The organism is Streptomyces sp. B6B3 (genome assembly GCF_039871525.1).
Taxonomy (GTDB): Bacteria; Actinomycetota; Actinomycetes; order Streptomycetales; family Streptomycetaceae; genus Streptomyces.
In genome coordinates, this window is the sequence record NZ_JBDPLU010000002.1 from 23,636 (window position 1) to 49,560 (window position 25,925).

Annotated in this window: 2 protein-coding genes (1 of these 2 cut by a window edge); both read right to left on the reverse strand. The window is 74.9% G+C overall.

The genetic code is table 11. From position 1 onward, the window contains the following. Positions 1 to 10 precede the first annotated feature (10 nt). A complete protein-coding gene (locus ABGB06_RS04470) occupies positions 11 to 1,168 on the reverse strand; it encodes a cytochrome P450 (RefSeq protein WP_347585497.1) in 1,158 nt (385 codons plus the stop codon). Beyond that, on the reverse strand, positions 1,165 to 25,925 hold the 3' portion of the coding sequence (locus ABGB06_RS04475; protein ID WP_347585499.1) for a non-ribosomal peptide synthase/polyketide synthase. It continues 2,305 nt past the right edge of the window; 24,761 of the gene's 27,066 nt are visible here — the last part of the coding sequence; the start codon falls outside the window, past its right edge — the gene reads right to left on this strand; the stop codon is at positions 1,165 to 1,167. The genes ABGB06_RS04470 and ABGB06_RS04475 overlap by 4 nt, the downstream gene beginning before the upstream one ends.

Genomic DNA, 25,925 nt, shown 5'->3' on the forward strand with positions numbered 1-25,925 from the left:
GCGCGGTTCGCTACCAGGCGATGGGCAGCGATTCGATGCCGTGTTGTGGCGAGTGCACGCGGTACCTGATCGCGTCCGGCGCCACGCCGAGGCGCAGCGTGGGGAAGTGCCGCAGCAGGCCCTCCAGGGACGTCCGCAGCTGGGCCCTGGCGAGCGTCGCGCCGATGCAGAAGTGGGCGCCGTGGCCGAAGGCCAGGTGGTTGGTGCTGTCCTGGGTGACGTCCAGGCCGTCCGGCGGCTCCCCTGGCGGCTGGGAACGGTTGGCCGCGAAAAGCGAACAGTGCACGACGTCCCCGGCCCTGATCGTCCGGCCGCCGAGGCGCACGTCCTCCACGACGTTCCTGGGCGAGGCGAAGGGGATGACCGACGCGTAGCGGATCAGCTCCTCCACGGCGTGGTCCATCAGCTCGGGTCGCTCCCTGAGCAGGGCGAGTTGGTCGGGGTGCCGCAGCAGCGCGAGGACGCCCGCCCCCGTCATGTGGGTCATCCCCTCCAGTTCGGAGAACAGGATGGAGGAGAAGAGGCCCATCAGTTCCTCGTCGGTGATCGCGTCGCCGTGTTCGCGCACCAGCCTGCCCAGCAGGTCGTCACCGGGCTCGCGCCGCTTCGCGGCCAGCATCCGGTGCACCCAGTTGCCGTACGCCTTGGCCGACGCCGTCTGCTTCTGGCCCACCCGGAGCGTGCGGATGGCGGCGTGCCGGGCCAACTCGGCCATGTCGTCGCGGGGCAGCCCGAACAGCAGGCTGCACACCCGGCCCGCCAGGGGCCAGGCGAAGTACCGCATGAGATCGGCCGGTTGTCCGGCGGCCTCCAGGACGTCGAGTTGTTCGGTCACCATCTCCCGGAGCAGGGGCGTCATCGCGCGCACCCGCCGCGGGGACAGCTCCCGGCCCAGCATCCTGCGCAGGCGGCCGTGTTCGGTGCCGTCCCACTGCAACGGGTTGCCGGGTTCGGGTCGCGGGACCCGGGGAGGGTCCGAGTCCCCCGCCGCGGGCAGGTTGCTGAAGCTGGCGTCGCTGAGGACGGTGCGCACCTCGTCGCGGCCGAGGGCGAACCAGGTGTTGCTCTCCTCGTCCTCCTTGGCCATCGGCGACGCCGCGGTCAGCAGGTGCAGATCAGGCAACGGGTCCAGTTCGTCGCGGTACTTGGTGAGGTAGCCGGGTTTCATTCGCCTGTCCCTTCCGTCGTCCCCCGCGCGGCGTCCGTCGGGGCCTGGAGTCGTTGCGTGACGACGTGCGCGATCCGCGGCACGTGCGCGGGCCGGAGCATGCCCTGGTGGTCGACGGCGATCTCGTGCGTCTCGATGTCGCCCGAGACGAACGGGCCCCAGACGGTGCGGGCGCGCGGCAGCGGCAGGTCCTCCGGGCGGTTCTCGGCCGCGAGGAAGAGGAGGAGGTCGCCGTGGAAGCGGCCGGGCAGGTGGCGCTGCGCGAGCTCCCCCGCGTGCCGCATCACCGTCCGCATCTTCCCCTGGAGCGGGCCGTCCGTGGTGCGGAGCAGGTCGTCGCCGGGCGCCGGTTGTCCCTCGACGGGCTCCGTCACCGTGTGTCCGGCCCGTTCGGACGCCCCCTCGGCGGCGGACGGGAGCCGGGCGTCGCCCTCGGGGAAGCCGTCGAGCAGGGCGAGCAGCGCCACCTCCTCGCCGGCCGCCTGGAGGTGGGTGGCGACCGCGTGGGCGATCACGCCGCCGAGGGACCAACCCAGGAGGTGGTAGGGGCCGGTGGGCTGGACGGTCCTGATCTGTTCGGCGTAGTCGGCCGCCATCTCGTGCAGGCTGGTCGGCAGCGACTCCGGACTGGCCAGTCCGCGCGCCTGGAGCCCGTACACCGGCAGCGTCGCCGGCAGGTACGGGAGGAGGGCGGCGTAGCCCCAGCTCAGTCCCGTGCTGTGGTGCACGCAGAACAGCGGCGACCGGCTGCCGGCCGAGCGCAGCGGCAGCAGCACGTCGAGGTCGTCGCGCGGCCGTGCGGCGCGGCGGGCCGGGGCGGCCGGCCGGCTGCGGACCCGCTCCTCGTCCCGGAGGGTGACGACGCCGGCGGCGCTGCGGGTGGCGCGGCGGCCGGTGTGGAACATCCGCTCGCCGTCCGGGCCGAAGGGGCAGGCGACGAAGCGTTCGCCGGTGTGGGCGGGGTTGTCGGCGTAGCCGCGGGCGAGGGAGGCGCCCGCGAGGTAGAGGTCGCCCACCACGCCCGGTGGGAGCGGGCGCAGACGCTCGTCCAGCACGAAGGCGCGGGTGTTGGTGACCGGCCGGCCGGTGCGCGCCCCGGGGGACGGCTCCCCGGCGTCCGGCTCCCCGGCCGCGCCCGCCCCGTCGAGCCACCGGCCGGCGGTCTCCACGTCGTTCAGGCTGTGCACGAGGCGCCCCCCGGGCGGCTCGCGGCGCTCCGCCTTGGGGGCACCTCCCAGGCCGGCGAATGGGGGCGCCTCCCAGCCTCCCCCAGACTTCGTCCGGGGGGACCCCCATGGCTGGGGGACTGGGGGAGGCTCGCCGTTGTCCCCGCCGCCCTCCCCGCCGTCCATCACGACGACCTGTGCGACGACCTGCGCGGTGTCCTGTGCGCTGTCCTGCGGGGTGTCCTCGTCGCCCGCCGGGTCCCTTAGGGCGGTGGGCAGTAGGTCTCGCGTGGTCACCAGGAGCGACGCGCCGTCGGGGGACGTGGCGCCGAGCCGGACGGTGCCGCCGGCGCACAGGGCGCCGAGCAGCGGGGCGAGCAGGGTGGCGACGGCGGCCCGGGTGTCCAGCGTGACCGCGTGCCCGGCCGGCGCCGTGCGCCGATGGTGCGCCGCCTGGTTGGCCAGCGCGCGGTGCTCGATCACCGCGGCGTGCCGGCCGGACGCCGGGTCCAGCACGACCGCGGCGTGGCCGGGCAGCGGCCGGGCGCGCCGGTTCCGGCCCGCGGTGGCGGGCGCGGGATCGTCGAGGCGCAGCAGGGGCACGGAGCTGTCGACCCGCAGGAGTTCCGCGGTCGCCGCCGTGCAGACCAGCGCGGCGGGCGGTGCCGCGTGCGGGGAGGGGGCGACCGCCTCCGCGGCCCGGGCGGGCTCCACGAAACGGCAGGCCGCGCCGGCCTGGAGGACGCCCAGGAGCGCGACCACGAGGTCGGCCGTGGGCGGAACGGCCACGGCGACGACGTCCTCGGGGCGGACGCCGAGCCGTACCAGCCCTCCGGCGAGCCGGCCGGCCGCCGCGTCCAGGCTCCCGTGGCTGAGGGCCCGGTGCTGGTCGACGACGGCGACGGCGTCGGGGGCGCGCACCGCCTGGTCGGCGAGGAGGTCGACGACGGTGGCCCGGAGCACGTCCGCCGCGGCGCCGTGCCCGTCCGCCACCAGCCGGTGGCGTTCGGCCGGGTCCAGCAGCACGTCCACCTCGTTCAGGCGCAGCCCCGGCTCCTCCGCCACCTGCGTGAGGACCCGGACGAAGCGGTTGGCGAGCGCCGTCGCGGTGGACGGCTCGAAGAGGCTCGTGTCGTAGCGCAGGACGCCGTCGATGCCGCCGGGGCTGCCGTCCTCCCGGTGGTGCTCGACCAGGTCGAACCAGAGGTCCAGCTCGGAGGCGGGCGCGCCCGCCGGCAGGACCGTGGTGCGCAGGCCGGGGAGGCCGAAGGTCTGCCACTCCTCGTCCACGTCGTCGTTCAGGTCGAGCATCACCTGGAAGAGCGGATGGCGCGGGGCGGGAACGCCGGGCGGCGTCAGCAGCTCGGCCAGCCGCGCGAAGGGCACGTCGGCGTGCGACTCCGCCTGGCGGAGGGCTTCCCGCGTCTGGGCCACCAGGTCGACGAAGCTGGGGTCGCCCGAGGTGTCGGCGCGCAGCGCCAGCCGGCTCGCGAAGGGCCCGACCGCGCCGGTCAGGAACTCCTCCAGCTCCCGGCGCGGCAGCGTCGTGCCGAACACGACGTCGTGTCCCGCGCCGAGCCGGGTCAGCAGCAGCGCGAGCCCGGCGTGCAGGGCCGCGCCCGCCGAGGCCTCGATCGGCATGGCGCCGTCGTCGGGGGTCACCGTCTCCGTGAGCCGGAGGTGGGTCTCGGCGTCGAGGCGGAGCGGCACCTCGCCGACGGGGTGTGGCGTGCCGGCCGGGTCCCGCCGCGGCCGGTCGGTCGGCGGCACCGTCTCGGCGGGCGCGCCGTCGAGGGTCTCCCGCCAGTGCGCGACCTGCTCGCTGACCAGGCTGTCCGGCAGGGACTCGCGCTCCAGCAGCTCCGCCTCCCAGCGGGCGTAGTCGGCGAACTGCATGGCCAGCGGCAGGCGTTCCACCGGCCGGCCCTCCCGCCTGGCGCCGTAGGCCACCGACAGGTCGCGGACCAGGAGGTCCACCGACGCGTCGTCCGCGGCGATCCGGTGGACCACCAGCAGCAGCACGTGCTCGGTGTCCGACAGCGCGAAAAGGTGCGGTGCCCACGCGGGGTACCGGGTGAGGTCGAGGGCGTGGCGAGCGCGGGCCGCCAGCAGGCCGGGCAGCTCCTCCTCGGTCGCCGGCGTCACCGGCAGCGCCGGCCGGGCGGCCGGATCGTCCGCGGCCAGGACGTGCTGCCGCGGCTCGCCGCCGACCGCGGTCTCGGGGAAGAGGGTGCGCAGGATCTCGTGCCGCGCGACGACGTCGGCCAACGCCTCGCCCAACGCCGCGCGGTTCAGGGGCCCGTCGAGGCGCAGCGCCACCGTGCTCTGGTGGGTCGCCGGGTCGTCGCCGCGCCGGGACTGCCGCCAGCTGCGGAGCTGCGCCGAGATCAGCGGCACCCCTCCCTCGTCTCCCTCGTCTCCCTCGTCGGCGTGGTCGACCGGGCGCAGCGCGGGGAGGGTCTTCGACCTCAGCATCCGGGCCACGCCGCTCGGGGTCGGCGCACCGAAGAAGTGCTGCATGCTCAGCTCGACGCCGAGCGCGTCGCGGATCCCCGAGGTCAGCCGGATCGCCAGCAGCGAGTCGCCGCCCGAGTCGAAGAAGTTGGCGCCGCCGGCCACCCGCTCCAGCCCGAGCACCTCGGCGAACAGGCGGTACACGGTCCGCTCCGCCTCGTCCGTCGGCTCGGCCTCGTTCGCCGGCGCGACGACGGCCGGGGCGGGCAGGGCCGCCCGGTCGAGCTTGCCGTTGGGCGTCAGCGGCAGGTCGTGGAGGGCGACCACGGCGGCGGGCACCATGTGGGCGGGCAGCCGGCCGGCGGTGAAGTCCCGGATCGCCGCCGCGTCGACGCCCTGGCCGGTCGGGACGACGTACCCGATCAGCCGTCCCCCGGCGTCGGGTTGGTCCTCGCGGACGACGGCGGCGGCCCGGGCGACGTCGGGGTGGGCGGCCAGCACGGCCTCGATCTCGCCGAGTTCGATGCGGAAGCCGCGGAGCTTGACCTGGGCGTCGGCCCGGCCGGCGAAGTGCAGCTGCCCGTCGGCGGACCAGCGGGCCAGGTCCCCGGTCCGGTACATCCTCCCCCCGGCCTGGGAGGCCTGGGAGGTGCCCCCGGCCGGCAGGAACGGGCAGGCCACGAACCGCTCCGCCGTCAGACCCGGCTGCCCCACGTAGCCGCGGGCCAGGCCCGGGCCGGCGAGGTACACCTCGCCCACGGACCCGACCGGTGCCGGCTGGAGCACGTCGTCCAACACGAACACCCGAGTGTTGGCGATCGGCCGGCCGATCGGCGGCGGCGCGTCCTCCGGAGAGATGTCCCCGTCGAGCGGAACGGCCGTCGCGATCACGGTGGCCTCGGTCGGCCCGTAGGTGTTCCACACCCCCGCCCGGCCGGCCCACCGGGACGCCAGATCGGCGGACAGCCGCTCCGCGCCCAACACCCAACGCGACACCCCCGGCACCGAATCGGGATCCAGCACGCCCAGCAAGGACGGCACCACGCTCGCCACCGAAACGCCCGCCCCGCGGATCATCGCGGCCAACGCCGCCGGATCACCCCGCTCCACGCCCGCGGCGATCGCCAGCGTCCCGCCCGCGGCCAACGTGGTCACCACATCCAACACCGACGCGTCGAAGCTGAACGACGCGAACTGCAACGCCGTCACACCCTCACCCACACCCAGCACCGGACGCATCGCCACCGCCAGATTCACCAGACCCCGGTGCGACACCGCCACACCCTTCGGCCGGCCCGACGAACCCGACGTGTAGATCACGTACGCCAGTTGGTCCGGATCGGCCACCCCGGGCAACGGCCCCGACGGCCCGGACGGGGTGACCCGCTCGGCGTCCTCCAGCGTCACCGCCCGCCCGACGTTCGACGGCAGCCGGGTCAGGCTGCCGGCGGTGCCGAGGATCACGGCCACGCCGCTGTCGGCGGCCATGAAGCCGAGCCGGCCCGACGGGTAGTCGGGGTCCAGCGGCACGAACGCCCCGCCGGCCCGCCACACCGCCAGCATCGCCACGACCGCGTCCACCCCGCGCGGCAGGCACAGCCCCACCCGGGACTCGGGCCCCACCCCCACGCCGGTCAGGTAGCGCGCCAGCCGGTCCGCCCGCCCGGCCAGCTCCCCGTAGGACAGCGCCTCGGACCCGCAGCGCACCGCCACCGCGTCCGGCGACGCCTCGACCCGGCCGCGGAACGCGTCCAGCCAGGTGCCCGACGGCACCGGCGACGCCGTGGCGTTCCACTCCGCCACGAGCCGGTGCCGCTCCCCCTCCAGCAGCACGTCGATCTCGCTCAGCCGGATCGCCGGGTTCTCCGCGACCTGCTCCAGGATTCGCATCATCCGGTCCGCCAGGCCCCGGACGGTGGCCTCGTCGAAGACGTCGGCCGCGTAGACGATGCCGCCGCCCAGGCCCGCCGGGGTGCCGTCCGGGTCGTGCCGTTCGGCGAGCGCGACCGACAGGTCGAAACGTGCGGGCGGCGGCGCCTGCGACCTGACCGCCGTCACCTGGAGACCGGGCAGCTCCCACCGGGCGTCGGGCATGCTCTGCACCGCCAGCATCACCTGGAACAGCGGGTTGCGGGACAGCGAGCGGTCGGGGTTGAGCTCCTCCACCAGCCACTCGAACGGCACGTCCTGGTGCGCATACGCCGCCAGGTCGGTCTCCCGCACCCGGGCCAGCAGCTCCTCGAAGGTGGGGTCGCCGCTCAGGTCGACCCGCAGCACCAGGGTGTTGGCGAAGATCCCGACCAACTCCTCGAGCTGCTCGTCCCCCCGGCCGGCGATGGCGGTCCCGATCGGGATGTCCCGTCCCGAGCCCGTCCGGGCCAGCGTCACCGCCAACGCGGCGTGCACCAGCATGAAGAGCGTCGCCTGGCGCTCGCCGGCGACCTCCAGCAGCCGCGCGTGCGTCCGGGGGGCCACCGACGCCGGCACGCTCGCGCTGCGGAACGACGGCACCGCCGGGCGCGGCCGGTCCAGCGGCAGCGGGGTCTCGGGATCGAGGCCGGCCAGGGCCTCCTTCCAGTACGCCACCTGCCCGCTGGCGACGCTCTCCGGCGCGGCCAACTCGCCCAGCACCGCCCGCTGCCACAGCGCGTAGTCCGCGTACTGCACGCCGAGCGGGGCCCAGGCGGGCGCCTCGCCCCCGAGCCGGGCGGTGTACGCCGTCGTCAGGTCCCGCGTCAGCACACCCATCGACAGCCCGTCCGAGGCGATGTGATGGAGCACCATCAGCAGCGCGGCCTCGGACGGCGACCGGCGCAGCAGCCAGACGCGCCAAGGCAGGTCCTCGCGCAGGTCGAACTCGAGGTCGCCGAGCACGGACAGGAGCCGGAGCATCTCCTCCTCGTCGGCCACGTCCACCACCGCCAGCCGCGGGCGGGCGTCGTCGCCCTCCAGGATCCGCTGGTACGGCGTGCCCTCCACGGCGGGATACACGGTGCGGAGGCTCTCGTGTCGGTCGGCCACATCCCCGAGCGCCCTCCGCAGCGCCGCCACGTCCAACGGGCCCGACACGCGCATCGGCAACGGCAGGTTGTACGCCGCCGCGGCCCCGGGCGCGGCCTCCCGCCCGGCGTCCCCCGCGGCCTCGTCGGGGCGGTTCTCGTTCAGCTGGTTGAGGAACCACATCCGCTGCTGGGCGAACGACAACGGCACCCGCTTCGGCCGCGCCCACGGCCGCAACGGCACCCGCTGCCCGCTCTCCACGCCCTCGATCCGCCGGGCCAGCCGCGCCGGTGTCGGCTCGGCGAACAGCTCGCGGATGCTCACGTCGGCGTCCAGCGCCGCGCGGATCCGGGCGATCAGCCGCATCGCCGACAGGGAGTCCCCGCCGAGCTCGAAGAAGCCGTCCTCCGCCCCGACCTGCTCCAGGCCCAGCACGTCCCCGAACAGCGCGCACAGCGCCGCCTCGGTGGCGGTGCGCGGTTCCCGGCTGGTGGCCCGTCCCGCGCGGTCCGGGGCGGGCAGGGCCGCCCGGTCCACCTTGCCGTTCGGGGTCAGCGGCATCGCGTCCAGCGACACGAACGCGGCGGGCACCATGTACTCGGGCAACCGGGTGGCCGCGAACGCGCGCAGCCGGGAGAGATCCGTGTCGTCGGTGGCGTCGAGGACGGCCGCCGGCACGACGTAGGCGACGAGGCCGCCTCCGGCGCCGGAGGCGTCGCCGCGGGCGACGACGACGGTTTGGCGCACGGAGCCGTGCGCGGCGAGCACGGCCTCGATCTCGCCCAACTCGATGCGGAAGCCGCGCACCTTGACCTGCGCGTCGGCCCGGCCGTCGAAGTGGAGTTGACCGACCTGATCCCAGTGGGCGAGGTCCCCGGTGCGGTACATCCTCCCCCAGACCTTGGAGGCCTGGGAGGCCTGGGAGGCGCCCCCGTCGCCGGGCTGCTCCGCGTACGGGTTGGCGACGAAGCGTTCGGCGGTCGCTCCCGGCTGTCCGACGTAGCCGCGGGCCAGGCCAGGACCGGCGAGGTAGATCTCGCCCGTCACTCCCGGGGGCACCGGGCGCAGGAAGCCGTCCAGCACGAACACCCGCGTGTTGGCGATCGGGCCGCCGATCGCCGGGGCCGGGTCCTGCGGCGCGATGCCGGCGTCCAGGGCGTTCGGTGTGGCGGTGGTGATGACGGTGGCCTCGGTCGGCCCGTAGGTGTTCCACACCCTCGCCTGTCCCGCCCAGCGGGACGCGAGGTCGGCCGTCAGACGCTCCGCGCCCAGCACCCAGTTGGTGATCCCGGGGACCGACTCCGGCTCCAACGCGCCCAGCAGCGACGGCACGACGCTGGCCACGGTCACGCCGGCCTCGCGGACCAGCGCCGCGAGCGCCCGCGGCTCGGTCCGTTCCTCGGCGGTGGCGACGGCGAGGGTGCCGCCGGCCGCGAGGGTGGTGGCGACGTCGAGGATCGAGGCGTCGAAGGAGAACGAGGTGAACTGCAGCGCCGTCACGCCCTCGGCCACGCCCAGCACCGGGCGCATCGCCTCGGCCAGGTTCACCAGGCCCCGGTGCGAGACGGCGACGCCCTTGGGGCGGCCGGTCGATCCCGAGGTGTAGATGACGTAGGCCAGCAGCTCCGGGTTCGTGGTCACGTGCGGGGGCGCGGCGGGCTCGGCGGCGAGGGCGGCCAGGGTGTCGGCGTCGTCCAGGGCCACCACCCGAACGCCGGTGTCCGGGGCGCGTTCGGCGGTCTCCGCCGTGGCCAGCAGCACGGCGGGGGCGCTGTCGCCGATCACGTGGGCCAGGCGGTCGGCGGGGTGGTCGGCGTCCAGCGGCACGAACGCGCCGCCGGCCCGCCACACGGCGAGCATCGCGGTGACCATGTCCACGCCGCGCGGCAGCAGCAGGCCCACCCGGGACTCAGGACCGACCCCGAGCCCGGCGAGGTGCCGGGCCAGCCGGTTGGCGCGCGCGTCCAGTTCGGCGTAGGTCAGCAGTTCGGCGCCGCACCGCAGCGCGGGGGCGTCGGGCGTCCGGCTGGTCTGGGCGTGGATGGCCTCGGGCAGGGTGCCGGCGCTGACCGGCCGCTCGGTGTCGTTCCACTCCCGCACGACCCGGCGGCGTTCCCCCGGCAGGGCGACGTCGAGGTCCGCCAGTCGGGCCCGCGGATCCGCCGCCAGCTGCGCCAGGACCCCGACCAGCCGCTCGGAGACCAGCCGGGCGGTGGCCGCGTCGAACAGGTCGGGCCGGTAGTCCAGCCGGAACCGAAGGTCGCCTCGCGGGTCCACGCCCAGCGCGAGCGCGTAGTTGGTCGACTCCCGGATGCCCACCGGGGTGATCCGCGGGCCCGCGGTCGCGGGTCGGCCGGGAACGGCGGGGAAGTTCTCGAACGCCACCAGGGTGTCGAACGTGGCGCCCGCGCCGGCCAGCCGCTGGATGTCCGCCAGGCCGACGTGCTGGTGGTCCAGCAGCTCCGTCTGCTCGGCCTGGAGCCGGGTCAGCGTTCGTGCGACGGTCCGCGCCGGATCGAGCGCGACGCGCACCGGAACGGTGTTGAGGAACAGCCCCAGCATCTCCTCCACGCCCGGCAGCTCCGCCGGCCGTCCGGCGACGCTGGCGCCGAACACCACGTCCCGCCGGCCGGTGAGCTGGCCGATCACCAGCGCCCACGCCGCCTGGACCACGGTGTTGACGGTCACGTCGTGCGCCCGGGCGAGCGCCCGCAGGGCCTCGGCGAGTTCCGCGCCGCCCTCGCCGGGGATGGTCTCGGCCAGCACCGACACGTTCCTGTCGGCCCGCGACGCGACCAGCGTGGGCCCGTCGACGTCGGCCAGCGCCTCCCGCCAGGCCCGCTTCCCCGCGCCCTGGTCCTGCCGAGCGAGCCAGGCCAGGTACTGGCGGTGGTGGGTGAGGGCCGGCAGGCCGTGGGCGGTGCCGCCGGCGTCGTAACACGCCTGCAGGTCCCGCATCAGCAGCGGCAGCGACCAGCCGTCGAGCAGGATGTGGTGCAGGGTGACGGCCAGTTGGTGCCGGTCGTCGGCCAGTTTCAGCAGCAGCACCCGCAGCAGCGGAGGCGCGCCCAGGTCGAAGCGCCGGGCCCGGTCCTCGACGCCGAGGCGCTCGGCCTCGGCCAGCGCGGCCGGCTCGTCCAGCCCGGAGAGGTCCGCCTCCCGCCAGGGCAGGGCCACGTTCGCGGCGACCAGCTGGACGGGCCGCTCGGCGCCGTCGAGTTGCCGGAAGCCGGCCCGCAGGCTGGCGTGCCGGTCCAGCACCGCCTGCCAGGCCGCCCGCAGCCGGCCGGGGTCCAACGGCCCGTCCACGGCCAGGACCAGCTGCTCGACGTAGACGTCGGTGCCCTCCTCGTCGAAGAGGGCGTGGAAGAGCATGCCCTCCTGCAGCGGCGAGACCGGCAGCACCTCCTCCAGCGCCGGAAGGTCCGACGCCACGGCGTCCAGGTGCTCCTGGGTGAGGGACGGGACGAGCGGGAAGTCGGAGGGGGTGTGTCCGCCGGCGCCGGGCTCGCCCGCGTGCGCGACGAGGCCGGCGAGCATCGCCGCCCACGCGTCCAGGAGTTCCTCGACGTCGACCTGGTCGAGCAGGCGTTCCGGCCAGGCGATGCTCAGCGTGAGCTCCGGCCCTGTGGGCAGGTCGCGGACCATGCCCATGGTCTCCAGGGCGTGGGCGACCGGGAGTTCGGCCCGTGCGCCGCCGTCGGGTCCCGGGCCGCCGGCGGGCGCCCACGCCTCGGCCGTCCGGTTCGGGTCGCCGGCCGGCGTGCGGCCGAGGTGGTTGAACCCGATCTGGGCGGCGGGCAGGGCCGCGAGGACCGGGCCGGACTCGGGGTTGAGGTGCCGCAGGACGCCGTAGCCGAGGCCGTCGCCGGGCACCGCCCTGAGCTGTTCCTTGACCCGTTTGAGCGCCCGGCCGGCCGCGGAGCCGCCGATCCGCACCTCGGCCGGGTCGAGGTCGCCGGCGACGAGGCGGACCGGGTGGAGGCTGGTGAACCAGCCGACCGTCCGGGTCAGGTCCTCGTCCGGGCTCAACGGCTCGCGGCCGTGGCCCTCGACGTCGACCAGGAAACCGCCGGCGGCGTCCTCGTCGCTCCATTCGCTGACGGCGACGGCGAGGCCGGTCAGCAGCACGTCGTCGACGCCGGCGTGGAACGCGGCCGGCACCGCGGTCAGCAGGGCGGCGGTCACGTCGGCCGGGACGGTGACGGACGCGTGCCGCACGGTGGCGCCCAGGTCCCTGGTCGGGTCGACGGGCTCGGCGGTCAGCAACGGGTCGGTGCCCGTGCCCTCCAGCATCCCGGTCCAGGCGGGCAGTTCGGCCAGCCGTTCCGGGCTGTCGGCCTGGGCGGCCAGCTCACGGGCCCAGTGCCGGAACGACGTGGGTACGGGGTCGAGCGTCGCGTCCCGTCCGGCGGCCAAGTCCGCGTAGGCGGCGGCCAGGTCGGGCAGCAGGGCCTGCCAGGAGACGGTGTCGACGACCAGGTGGTTGGCGACCAGCAGCAGCCGTCCGGACCGGTCAGCGCCGTGGTCGAACCAGACGGCCTGCAGCATCACCCCGGACCGCGGGTCGAGCCGCCCCACCGCGTGGCGGGCGGCCCGGTCCATGGCCCGGCGCAGGTCGTCGGGGGACAGACCGGTGGCGTCGCAACGGGTGACGAGGTCGGCGGCGTCGACCGTGCCGTGCTCGTCGACGACGAGCACGGGCCGATCGGCGTCGGTGACGAGGCGGGCGCGGAGCACGTCGTGGTGATCGATGACGGCCCGCACCGCGCGGATCAGCACGCCCGGATCCAGGCCGGCCGGGGTGCTGACGACGGTGGACTGGACGACCCTGCCGACCCGGTCCGCTCCGACCTGGTCGAGGATCTCGTGCATCACCGGCGTCAGCGGAACCTCGCCCACACCCGGCTCGCCCTGGGCGGGGTCGGTGTCGTCGGTGGCGCCGGCCACGCGGGCGAGGGCGGCGGGAGTGCGGTGCTCGAAGATCTGGCGCGGGCTGATGACCAGACCGGCGCGGCGGGCCCGGGAGGCCAGCTGCATCGACATGATCGAGTCGCCACCCAACTCGAAGAACCCGTCCTCGGCGCCCACCCTCCCCCAGGCCTTGCCGGCCTGGGAGGTGCCCCCAAGGTTCAGCACCTCGGCGAACAGCCCGCAGAGCGCCGCCTCGGCCGCCGTACGCGGTTCGCGGCTGGGCTGCGCGGCGAGGTCGGGGGCGGGCAGGGCCCTGCGGTCGACCTTGCCGTTCGGGGTCAGCGGCATCGCGTCCAGCGACACCAACGCCGCCGGCAGCATGTGTTCCGGGAGGCGGGTGGCGGCGAACCGGCGCACGCCCTCGGCGTCAAACTCCTCGTCCGCCGGCACCAGATAGGCCACCAGGCGTTCCTCGCGGGCGACGACCACGGCCTCGCGAACCGCCTCGTGCGCGGCCAGCACCGCCTCGACCTCGCCCAACTCGATCCGGAAGCCACGCAGCTTGACCTGCGCGTCGGCCCGGCCGTCGAAGTGCAGTTGGCCGGCCCGGTCCCAGTGGGCAAGGTCCCCGGAGCGATACATACGCTCCCCCACGGCGAACGGACAGGCCACGAACCGCTCGGCCGTCAGGCCCGGTTGACCGACGTAGCCACGCGCCAGGCCAGGACCGGCGATGTAGACCTCACCCGTCACCCCCGAAGGCACCGGACGCAGGAAACCGTCCAGCACGTAGACCTGGGTGTTGCCGATCGGACCACCGATCGCGGGCGCCTGCTCTTCCGTACGGATGGGCTCGCGGGTCGCCGTCGTGATGACGGTGGCCTCGGTCGGCCCGTAGGTGTTCCACACCCTCGCCCGTCCCGCCCACCGGGACGCGAGATCGGCCGTCAAACGCTCCGCGCCCAGCACCCAGTTCGAGACGCCCTGCACCGACTCCGGCTCCAACACCCGCAACAGCGACGGCACGACACTGGCCACCGACACCCCGGCCTCGCGGATCATCGCCGCCAACGCCTCGGGCTCCGACCGCTCCTCCGCGGTGGCTATGGCGAGAGTGCCACCGGCCGCCAGCGTCGTCGCAACGTCCAGCACCGACGCGTCGAAGGAGAACGACGCGAACTGCAACGCCGTCACACCCACATCCACGCCCAACACCGGCGCCAGCGACTCCGCCAGATTCACCAGACCCCGATGCGAGACCGCCACACCCTTCGGCCGCCCCGACGAACCAGACGTGTAGATCACGTAGGCGAGTCGGCGCGGATCCGGCGTCGCGTCGAGGGCGTCGCCGGGGTGGGCCGCGAGCGCGGTCCGCGTCCCCGGGTCGTCCAGGACGACCCGACGCGCGACGCCCGCCGGCACCCGGGCGAGGGTCTCGGACACCGCGACCACGACGGTCGCCTCGCTGTCCCGAACGACGTACGCCAGCCGGTCGGCCGGGTGGTCCGGGTCCAGCGGCACGAACGCCCCGCCGGCCCGCCACACCGCCAGCATCGCCACCACCACGTCCACGCCCCGCGGCAGCAACAGACCCACCCGCGACTCCGCACCCACCCCGAGCCCGGCGAGATGCCGGGCCAGCCGGCTCACCCGCTCGTCCAGCTCGGCGTAGGACAGCAACTCGGCACCGCACCGCACGGCGACCGCGTCGGGCGTCCGGCTGGTCTGGGCGTGGATGACCTCCGGCAGCGTGTCGCCGGAGACCGGCCGCGCGGTGTCGTTCCACTCCATGACCACCCGCGCGCGCTCGACGTCGTCCAGCACGTCGATGTCGCCGAACCCCGCCTGGAGATCGGCCGTCAGCTGCTCCAGAACGCGCACGAACCGTCGCGACACGAGCCGGGCGGTGGCCGCGTCGAACAGGTCGGGCCGGTAGTCCAGGCGGAACCGAAGGTCGCCTCGCGGGTCCACGCCCAGCGCCAGGGCGAAGTTCGTCGACTCCCGAATGCCCATCGGGGTGAACCGAACACCGGAGCCCTCGGGGCGTTGCTCCGGACCGGTCGGGAAGTTCTCGAACGCCACCAGGGTGTCGAACGTCGCGCCGGCGCCCGCGAGTCGCTGGATCTCCGGCAGGCCGAGATGCTGGTGGTCGAGCAACGCCGTCTGTCGCTCCTGCAGCCGCGACAGGTTCCGCGCGATGCTGACCGCCGGGTCGAGGGTGACGCGCACCGGGACGGTGTTGAGGAACAGGCCCAGCATCTCCTCCGCGCCCGGCAGGTCGGCGGGCCGGCCGGAGACGGTGGCGCCGAAAACCACGTCCCGCCGGCCGGTGAGCTGGCCGATCACGACGGCCCAGGCCGCCTGGACGAAGGTGTTGACCGTCACGTCGTGCGCCCGCGCGAGCGCCCGCAGCGCGTCGGCGAGTTCCGCCCCGCCCTCGCCGGGGATGGTCTCGGCCAGCACCGACGCGTTCCTGGCGGCTCGGGGCGCGACGAGCGTCGGCTCCTCGACACCGATCAGCGCCTCCCGCCAGGCTCCCTCCGCCGCGCTCCGGTCCTGGCGGGCCAGCCAGGCGAGGTACTCGCGGTGGTGGGTGGCCGCGGGGAGGCCGTGGGCGGTCCCGCCGGACTCGTAGCACGCCTGGAGTTCGCGCATCAGCAGCGGCAACGACCAGCCGTCCAGCAGCAGATGGTGCAGCGTCACCACCATGTGGTGGCGGTCCGCGTCGAACCTGACCAGCAGCACCCGCAGCAGCGGCGGGTCCGCCACGTCCATGCGCCGCTCCCGCTCCTGGACGCTCAGCCGCTCGGCCTCCACCCTGGCGGCGTCCTCGTCCAGCCCGGAGAGGTCCGCCTCCCGCCAGGGCAGGGTGACGTCCCGGGCGATGAACTGGAGCGGCCGGTCGATGCCGTCGAGTTGCCGGAAGCCGGCCCGCAGGCTGGCGTGCCGGTCCAGCACCGCCTGCCAGGACGCCCGCAGGGTCGTCGCGTCGAGCGCCCCGTCCAGGGCCAGGACCAGCTGTTCGACGTAGACGTCGGTGGCCTGCTCGTCGAACACCGCGTGGAAGACCATGCCCTCCTGCAGCGGCGAGACCGGCAACACCTCCTCCAGTGCTGGAACGGACTCCTCCAGCTCCTCGACCTGGCCCGGGGTGAGCGCCACCAGGGAGAAGTCGGAGGGGGTGTGTCCGCCGGCGCCGGGCTCGCCCGTGTGGGCGACGAGGCCGGCGAGCATCGCCGCCCACGCGTCCAGGAGTTCCTGGACCGCGACCTGGTCGAGCAGGCGTTCCGGCCAGGCGATGCTCAGCGTGAGCTCCGGCCCTGTGGGCAGGTCGCGGACCATGCCCATGATCTCCAGGGCGTGGGCGACCGGGAGTTCGCCGCGTGCCCCGCCGTCGGGTCCCGGGCCTCCCGTGGGCGCCCACGGTTCCGGCGTCTGGGCCGCGTCCACGGCCGGCATCCGGCCGAGGTAGTTGAACCCGATCTGGGCGGCGGGCAGCGCGGCCAGCGCCAACGCGGTACCCGGATTGAGGCGGCGCAGGACCCCGTAGCCCAAACCGTCGCCGGGCACCGCCCTGAGCTGCTCCTTGACCCGCTTGAGCGCCCGGCCCGCGGCGGATCCACCGGCCCGCACCTCGGCGGGGTCGATGGTTCCGCCGCCGAGGCGGACCGGGTGAAGGCTGGTGAACCAGCCGACCGTCCGGGTCAGGTCCTCGTCCGGGCTCAACGGCTCGCGGCCGTGGCCCTCGACGTCCACCAGGAAGCCGCCCGAGGTGTCCTGACTCGTCCAGCCGGCGACGGCCGCGGCCAGGCCGGTCAGCAGCACGTCGTCGATCCCGGCGTGGAACGCGGTCGGGACGTCGGTCAGCAACGCGGCCGCGGTCTCCGTGGGCACGGTCACCGACACGTGCCGCAGGGTGTCGCCGAGGTCCCTGGTCGGGTCGACGGGCTCGGCGGTCAGCAGCGGGTCGGTGCCCGTGCCCTCCAGCATCCCGGTCCAGGCGGGCAGTTCGGCCAGCCGTTCCGGGCTGTCGGCCTGGGCGGCCAGCTCACGGGCCCAGTGCCGGAACGACGTGGGTACGGGGTCGAGCGTCGCGTCCCGTCCGGCGGCCAAGTCCGCGTAGGCGGCGGCCAGGTCGGGCAGCAGGGCCTGCCAGGAGACGGTGTCGACGACCAGGTGGTTGGCGACCAGCAGCAGCCGTCCGGACCGATCGGGTCCGTGGTCGAACCAGACGGCCTGCAGCATCACCCCGGACCGCGGGTCGAGCCGCCCCACCGCGTGGCGGGCCTCCTCGTCGATCCGCTGCCGCGCGTCCGTCGTTCCGGTCTCGACGCGACTGACCAGGCGGGCGGCGTCGACCGTGCCGGGCTCGTCGACGACGAGCACGGGCTCATCGGCGTCGGTGACGAGACGGGCGCGGAGCACGTCGTGGTGATCGACCACGGCTCGCACCGCGCGGATCAGCACGCCCAGATCCAGATCGGCCGGGGTGCCGACGACGGTGGACTGGACGACCCTGCCGACCCGGTCCGCTCCGACCTGGTCGAGGATCTCGTGCATCACCGGCGTCAGCGGAACCTCGCCCACACCCGGCTCGCCCCGCACCGCATCCCGGGCCGAGGACCCGGCGACGCCCGCCAGGGCGGCCGGCGTGCGCAGCTCGAAGACCTGCTTCGGGCTGATGACCAGGCCGGCGCGGCGGGCCCGGGAGGCCAGCTGCATCGACATGATCGAGTCGCCACCCAACTCGAAGAACCCGTCCTCGGCGCCCACCCTCCCCCAGGCCCTGCCGGCCTGGGAGGTGCCCCCAAGGCCCAGCACCTCGGCGAAGAGGGTGCACAGGGTCGCCTCGGCCTCGGTGCGCGGCTCGCGGCCGGTGACCTGGCCGGCGCGGTCCGGGGCCGGCAGGGCCTTGCGGTCGACCTTGCCGTTGACCGTCAGCGGCATCGCCTGCAGCGGCACGAACGCCGCCGGCACCATGTACTCGGGCAGCGACCGCGCCGCCCGCGCCCTCAGTGCGTCGACGTCGAGCTGCCCGTCCGTTTCCGGCACCAGATAGGCGACCAGGCGTTCCTCGCGGGCGACGACCACGGCCTCGCGAACCGCCTCGTGCGCGGCCAGCACCGCCTCGACCTCACCGGGTTCGACTCGGAAGCCACGGACCTTGACCTGGTCGTCGGCCCGGCCGTCGAAGTGCAACTCGCCGACGTCGTCCCAGTGGGCGAGGTCGCCGGAGCGGTACATCCGCTCCGCGGCGGCGAACGGACACGCCACGAACCGCTCGGCCGTCAGGCCCGGTTGACCGACGTAGCCACGCGCCAGCCCAGGACCGGCGATGTAGACCTCACCCGTCACCCCCGAAGGCACCGGACGCAGGAAACCGTCCAGCACGAACACCCGCGTGTTGCCGATCGGACCACCGATCGCGGGCGCCCGCTCCCCCGGGCGGACCGGCCCACGAGTGGCGGTGGTGATGACCGTGGCCTCGGTCGGCCCGTAGGTGTTCCACACCCTCACCCGTCCCGCCCACCGGGACGCCAGCTCCGCCGTCAAACGCTCCGCGCCCAGCACCCAGTTCGAGACGCCCTGCACCGACTCCGGCTCCAACACCCGCAACAGCGACGGCACGACACTGGCCACCGACACCCCGGCCTCGCGGATCATCGCCGCCAACGCCTCGGGCTCCGACCGCTCCTCCGCGGTGGCTATGGCGAGAGTGCCACCGGCCGCCAGCGTCGTCGCAACGTCCAGCACCGACGCGTCGAAGCTGAACGACGCGAACTGCAACGCCGTCACACCCACATCCACGCCCAACACCGGCCGCAGCGACTCCGCCAGATTCACCAGACCCCGATGCGAGACCGCCACACCCTTCGGCCGCCCCGACGAACCCGAGGTGTAGATGACATACGCCAGTTGGGATGGGGAGAGGTCCGTGGACCGCTGCTCCGGCGCCGCCTCGAACCGGGCGGCAAGCGCGGCCAGCACCTCGGCGTCGTCCAGCGCCACCACGCGCGCCGCGTCCGCTGGCACCCGGTGCAGGGTCTCGGACACCGCGAGCACGACGGAGGCACCGCTGTCGCGCACCACGTATGCCAGGCGGTCGGCCGGATGGTCCGGATCCAGCGGCACGAACGCCCCGCCGGCCCGCCACACCGCCAGCATCGCCACCACCACGTCCACACCGCGCGGCAGCAACAGACCCACCCGCGACTCCGCACCGACCCCAACCCCGGCCAGCTGCCGCGCCAACCGGGCCGCCCGCTCGTCCAGCTCGGCGTAGGACAGCGCGGCCGAGCCCGAGCGCACCGCGGGCGCCTCCGGCGACCGCCGGGCCCGGGCTGCGATCGCCTCCGGCAGCGTGCCGCCGACGACCGGCCGCGCGGTGTCGTTCCACTCCACCACCACCCGCGCGCGCTCGGCCTCGTCCAACGCGTCGATCCCGCCGATCCGGCCCCCGGGATCGGCCGTCAGCTGGGTCAGCACCCGCACCAGCCGCCGGATCAGGAGTCGCGCGGTGTCCGCGTCGAACAGGTCCGGCCGGTAGTCCAGGCGGAAGGGCAGCTCGCCCGCCGGGTTCACACCCAGTGCGAGCGCGAAGTTCGTCGACTCCCGAATGCCCGTCGGGGTGAACCTCGGCCCGGAGGAGGAGGCCGGCCGCCTCGGGACGGCGGGGAAGTTCTCGAACGCGACCATCGTGTCGAAGCCGGCGCCGGGGCCGGCCAGCCGCTGGATCTCCGACAGGCCCAGGTACTGGTGGTCCAGCAACGCGGCCTGCCGCTCCTGGAGTCGCGCCAGCGTCCGCAGGACGGACTGGGCGGGGTCGAACTCGACCCGGGCGGGCACGGTGTTGAGGAACAGGCCCAGCATGTCCTCCGCGCCCGGCAGGTCGGCCGGGCGGCCCGAAACGGTCGCGCCGAACACCACGTCGCGACGCCCGGTCAGCTGACCGACCACGACCGCCCAGGCGGCCTGCAGAACGGTGTTGACCGTCACGTCGGAGCGCCGGGCCAGCGCCCGGATCGCGTCCGCCAGTTCCTCGCCCGCCTCGCCCGTCACGGAGGTGCCGAGCGCCGGCTCGGTCGTCGTCCCCGGCGGGGCGACCAGCGTCGGTTCGTCCGTCCCGCGCAACGCCTCCCGCCAGGCGCGCCGGGCGGCGTCGGCGTCCTGGCGGGCCAGCCAGGCCAGGTACGCCCGGTGGTGCACCACGGCCGGCAGGCCGTCGGCACTGCCGCCCGCCTCGTAGCAGGCGAACAGCTCCCGCATCAGCAGCGGCAACGACCAGCCGTCCAGCAGCAGATGGTGCAGCGTCACCACCAACTGGTGTCGCTCCTCGCCGAGCCTGACCAGCAGCACCCGCAGCAGCGGCGGATCGGCCACGTCCATGCGCCGACCGCGTTCCTCGACGCCGACCCGATCGGCCTCCGCCGCCGCGGCCGCCTCGTCCAGCCCGGACAGGTCCGCCTCCCGCCACGGCAGGCCCACCCGGCGCGGGATGACCTGGAGCGGCCGGTCGATGCCGTCAAGTTGCCGGAAGCCGGCCCGCAGGCTGGCGTGTCGGTCCAGCACCGTCTGCCAGGACGCCCGCAGCCGGCCGGGGTCCAACGGCCCGTCCACGGCCAGCAGCAGCTGCTCGACGTAGACGTCCGTGCCCTCCTCGTCGAACACCGCGTGGAAGACCATGCCCTCCTGCAGCGGCGAGACCGGCAGCACCTCCTCCAACTCCGGAACGGACTCCTCCAGCTCCTCGACCTGCCCCTGGTCGAGGGCGACCAGCGGGAAGTCGGAGGGCGTGTGCCCGCCGGCCCCCGGGGACGCGGCATGGGCGACCAGCCCGGCCAGCATCGCCGCCCAGCCGTCCAGGAGTTCCCGAACGGCGGCCTCGCCGAGCAGGCCCTCGGGCCACTCGACGCTCAGCACCAACTCGGGTCCGGTGGGCTGGTCGTGGACGACGCCCGTGATCTCCAGCGGGTGCGGGGCGGGGAGTTCGGTCCCCGCCCCGCCATCGGGTCCCAGACCGCCGACGGGCTCCCAGGCCCGGGGGGTCGGCACGCCGGCCGGGCCCGGAGCGGGCATCCGGCCGAGGTAGTTGAACCCGATCCGCGCGGCGGGCAGCGCGGCCAGGATCGGGCCGGTCGCGGCGTTGAGGTACCGCAGGACGCCGTACCCCAGGCCGTCACCGGAGACGGCTCGCAGCTGTTCCTTGACCAGCTTGAGTGCCCGACCGGCGGCCGGACCGCCCGCGCGTGCCTCGGCGAGGTCGACCGAGGTCGCGTCGAGCCGCACGGGACGCACGCTGGTGAACCAACCCACCGTGCGAGACAGGTCGTTCGCGTGGCCCAGCGGCTCCCGACCGTGGCCCTCCAGGTCCACCAGGACCCCGCCCGCCGCGGTGCGCCCGCCCCAGCCGCCGAGCGCGCCGGCCAGGCCGGTCAGCAGCACGTCGTCGACGCCGGCATGGAACGCGGTCGGCACGCCCGTCAGCAGCGCCGCCGTCACCTCGGCCGGAACGGTCACCGACGCGTGCCGCACCCGGGCACCCTCGTCGCCGGTCTGATCCACCGGCTCCCCGGTCAGCAGCGGGCCGGTCCCCGCCAACGCCGCCACCCAGGCCGGCACTTCGGCCAGCCGTTCCGGGCTGTCGGCCTGGGCGGCCAGCTCACGGGCCCAGTGCCGGAACGACGTGGGAACGGGGTCGAGGGCGATCTCCCGCCCGTCGTCGGCGGCGGCGTAGGCGGCGGCCAGGTCGGGCAGCAGGGCCTGCCAGGAGACGGTGTCGATCACCAGGTGGTTGGCGACCAGCAACAGCTGCCCCGCCCGGCCGGCCCCGTGGTCGAGCCAGACGGCCTGAAGCATGACCCCGGCCCGCGGTTCCAGCCGCGCCACGGCCTCCCGCGCGACGTCGCCCGTCACCCGGCGCAGGTCGTCGGGGGACAGACCGGTGGCGTCGCAACGGGTCACGAGGTCGGCGGCGTCGACCGTGCCGGGCTCGCCGACGACGAGCACGGGCCGATCGGCGTCGGTGACGAGACGGGCGCGGAGCACGTCGTGGTGATCGACCACGGCCCGCACCGCACGGATCAGCACGCCCAGATCCAGGCCCGCGGGCGCGGCCACCAGGGTGGACTGGACGACCCTGCCGACGTTGTCGGCGCCGACCCGTTCCAGGATCTCGTGCATCACCGGCGTCAGCGGAACCTCGCCCACACCCGGCTCGCCCCGGACGGGGTCGGTGTCGTCGGTGGCGCCGGCCACGCGGGCGAGGGCGGCGGGAGTGCGGTGCTCGAAGATCTGGCGCGGGCTGATGACCAGACCGGCGCGGCGGGCCCGGGAGGCCAGCTGCATCGACATGATCGAGTCGCCACCCAACTCGAAGAACCCGTCCTCGGCGCCCACCCTCCCCCAGGCCTTGCCGGCCTGGGAGGTGCCCCCAAGGTTCAGCACCTCGGCGAACAGCCCGCAGAGCGCCGCCTCGGCCGCCGTACGCGGTTCGCGGCTGGGCTGCGCGGCGAGGTCGGGGGCGGGCAGGGCCCTGCGGTCGACCTTGCCGTTCGGGGTCAGCGGCATCGCGTCCAGCGACACCAACGCCGCCGGCAGCATGTGTTCCGGGAGGCGGGTGGCGGCGAACCGGCGCACGCCCTCGGCGTCAAACTCCTCGTCCGCCGGCACCAGATAGGCCACCAGGCGTTCCTCGCGGGCGACGACCACGGACTCGCGAACCGCCTCGTGCGCGGCCAGCACCGCCTCGACCTCGCCCAACTCGATCCGGAAGCCACGCAGCTTGACCTGCGCGTCGGCCCGGCCGTCGAAGTGCAGTTGGCCGGCCCGGTCCCAGTGGGCGAGGTCGCCTGAGCGGTACATACGCTCCGCGCTGGCGAAGGGGTTGGCGACGAACCGCTCGGCCGTCAGGCCCGGCTGTCCGACGTAGCCACGCGCGAGCCCGGGCCCGGCGATGTAGACCTCACCCGTCACCCCCGGAGGCACCGGACGCAGGAACCCGTCCAGCACGTAGACCTGAGTGTTGCCGATCGGACCACCGATCGCGGGCGCCCGCTCACCCGAACGGACCGGCTCACGAGTGACGGTGGTGATGACGGTGGCCTCGGTCGGCCCGTAGGTGTTCCAGACTTGGGACTGCGGGGTCCAGCGAGACGCCAGCTCCGACGTCAAACTCTCCGCGCCCAGTACCCAGTTGGTGATCCCCGGCACCGACTCCGGATCCAACGCGCCCAGCAGCGACGGCACGACGCTGGCCACGGTGACGCCGGCCTCGCGGATCATCGCCGCCAAGGCCTCGGGTTCCGACCGCTCCTCCGCGGTGGCTATGGCGAGGGTGCCGCCGGCCGCGAGGGTGGTGGCGACGTCGAGGATCGACGCGTCGAAGCTGAACGACGCGAACTGCAACGCCGTCACACCCACATCCACGCCCAACACCGGCCGCAGCGACTCCGCCAGATTCACCAGACCCCGATGCGAGACCGCCACACCCTTCGGCCGCCCCGACGAACCCGAGGTGTAGATGACATACGCCAACCGCGCGGGGTCGAGGGCCGCTTGCGACGGGGTGAGCGACTCGGCGGCGGCCAGGCGCTCGGCCTCCGCCAGCGTCACGCGCCGGGCGGCGTCCGCCGGGATGCGCGTCAGTGTCTCGGCGGTGCCCAGCACCACCGTGGCTCCGCTGTCGGCGACCATGAAGGCCAGCCGGTCGGTCGGGTAGTCGGGGTCCAGCGGCACGAACGCGCCGCCGGCCCGCCACACCGCCAGCATCGCCACGACGACGTCCACGCCCCGCGGCAGCAACAGACCCACCCGCGACTCCGCACCCACCCCGAGCCCGGCGAGATGCCGGGCCAGCCGGTTCACCCGCTCGTCCAGCTCGGCGTAGGACAGCAACTCGGCACCGCACCGCACGGCGAGCGCGTCGGGCGACCGTTCGGCGCGCTCCCGGAACAGCTCCGGCCAGGTGGCGGACGGCAGCGCCCGCTCCGTGGCGTTCCACTCCGCCACGACCCGGTGGCGTTCGCCCTCCAGCAGCACGTCGATGTCGCCCAGCCGGACGCCGGGATCCGCCGCGACCTGCTCCAGCACCCGCACCAGGCGGTCCAGCAGGGCCTGGGCGGTGTCGGCGTCGAACAGGTCGGTGGCGTACTCGAGGTTGCAGGAGAGGCCGGCCGGCGCGCCGGAGGGTTCGGTGCGTTCGCGGGCCAGGAGCGACAGGTCGAAGGGCGAGGTCGAGGTCCGGAGTGGCACGGGCCGGACCTCGACGCCGGGGAAGGCGAACCGCGACTCCGGCGTGTTCTGGAAGGTGAAGGTGACCTGGAACAGCGGGGTGCGGGACAGCGAGCGATCGGGCCCCAGCACCTCCACCAGGCGGTCGAACGGCAGGTCCTGGTGGGCGTACGCGGCCAGGTCCGTCTCCCGGGTGCGGGTGACGATCTCCGCGAAGGTGGGGTCGCCGCCGAGATCGGTGCGCAGGACCAGGGTGTTGAGGAAGTAGCCGATCTGGTCGTCCAGGGCCTCGTCCGTCCGGCCGGCGATCGGCGACCCCACCGGGATGTCCTCCCCCGCGCCGAGCCGCGACAGCAGCACGGTGAGCGCCGCCTGGGTCACCATCGCCATGGTGGCGTCGCATTCCCGGGCGACCTGGTGCAGCCGCGCGTGGGTGGTGGGCGAGGTGATGGTGGAGAGGGTGGCGCCGCGGTGGCTGGCGGCGGTCGGGCGTGGCCGGTCGGTGGGCAGGCGCAGTTCGCCGGGCAGGTCGGCGAGGGCCGTGGTCCAGTAGGCGAGTTGGCGGCCGAAGAGGCTCTCGGGTTCGTCCTCGTGCCGCAGCAGCTCCCGCTGCCAGAGGGTGAAGTCGGCGTACTGGACGGGCAGTGGCCGCCAGTCCGGGGCGCGCCCGGCGGTCCTGGCGGCGTAGGCGGTGGTGAGGTCGCGGGTGAGGACGCCCAGGGACCAGCCGTCGGCGGCGATGTGGTGCAGCACCAGCAGCAGCACGTGTTCGTCCGGCCCGGTGGCGTGGAGGCTGGCGCGCCAGGGCAGTTCGGACGCCAGGTCGATGCCGTGGTCGGCCTCGGCGGCCAACGTCTCGGCCAGCGCGGCCTCGTCGGTCTCGGCCGTGGTGACGTGGGCCCCGGCGTCCAGGTCCGTCAGGACGCGCTGGTACGGGACGCCGTCCGCCTCGCCGTAGACGGTGCGCAGGATCTCGTGCCGCCCGACGACGTCGCCCCACGCCGCGACGAGCGCCGGGGAGTCCAGAGGGCCGCTCAGCCGCAGGCAGAGCAGGATGTGGTTGGTCTCGTCGGGGCCGGCGAGGCGGTGCAGGAACCAGGTGCGCCGCTGCCCGGCCGACATCGGCAGCCGGGCGGGCCGTTCGGCCGGGAGCAGGGCGGGCCGGGCGGCGTCCAGTCCGTCGAGCCGCCGGTCCAGTTGGGCGGGCGAGGGCGCCTCGAAGAGCATCCGGTTGGAGACCTCGACCCGGAGCGTCGTCCGGATCCGACTGGACAGCCGGGTGGCGGAGAGGGAGTCTCCGCCCTGGTCGAAGAAGTCGTCCTCGACGCCGAACCCGGGGGCGTTCAGCACCTGGGCGAAGAGCGAGCAGAGGATCTCCTGGCGCGGGGTGAGGGTGCGGGGCGTGGGCCGGCCTCCGGCCGTGGCCGGTTCGGCGCCGCGAGCGGTGACGGGGGAGGCGTCGGGGTCGGGGCTCGGGGTGAGGGCGGCGAGCGCGGCCCGGTCCACCTTGCCGTTCGGCGTCAGCGGCAGGCGTTCGACCACGACGATCGCGGAGGGCACCAGGTACGCGGGGAGCCGCTCGATCGCGAACCGCCGCGCGGCGTCCTCGACCCGGGTCCCCGGGCGCTCGGGGACCACGTGGGCGACCAGCCGGCGGGTCCCGTCGCGGCCCTCGCGGACCAGCACCGCCGCCTGCGCCACCTCCGGGCAGCGGCCCAGCACGGCGGCGACCTCGTCCGGCTCCACGCGGTAGCCGCGGATCTTGACCTGGTCGTCGACGCGGCCGAGGAACTCCAGCTCGCCCCGGTCGTTCCAGCGGACCCGGTCGCCGGTGCGGTACATCCTTCCCCCGGCCGGGGCGCCGAAGGGGCAGGCGACGAAGCGCTCCGCGGTCAGTCCGGACCGGCCGTGGTAGCCCCACGCGAGACCGTCGCCGGCGACGTAGAGCTCTCCGGGGACGTTCGCCGGAACGGGCCGGAGCAGCCCGTCCAGCA

Coding starts and splice junctions, on each gene's coding strand:
- ABGB06_RS04470 (WP_347585497.1), bottom strand. CDS start 1,168: ATGAAACCCGGCTACCTCACCAAGTACCGCGACGAACTGGACCCGTTG.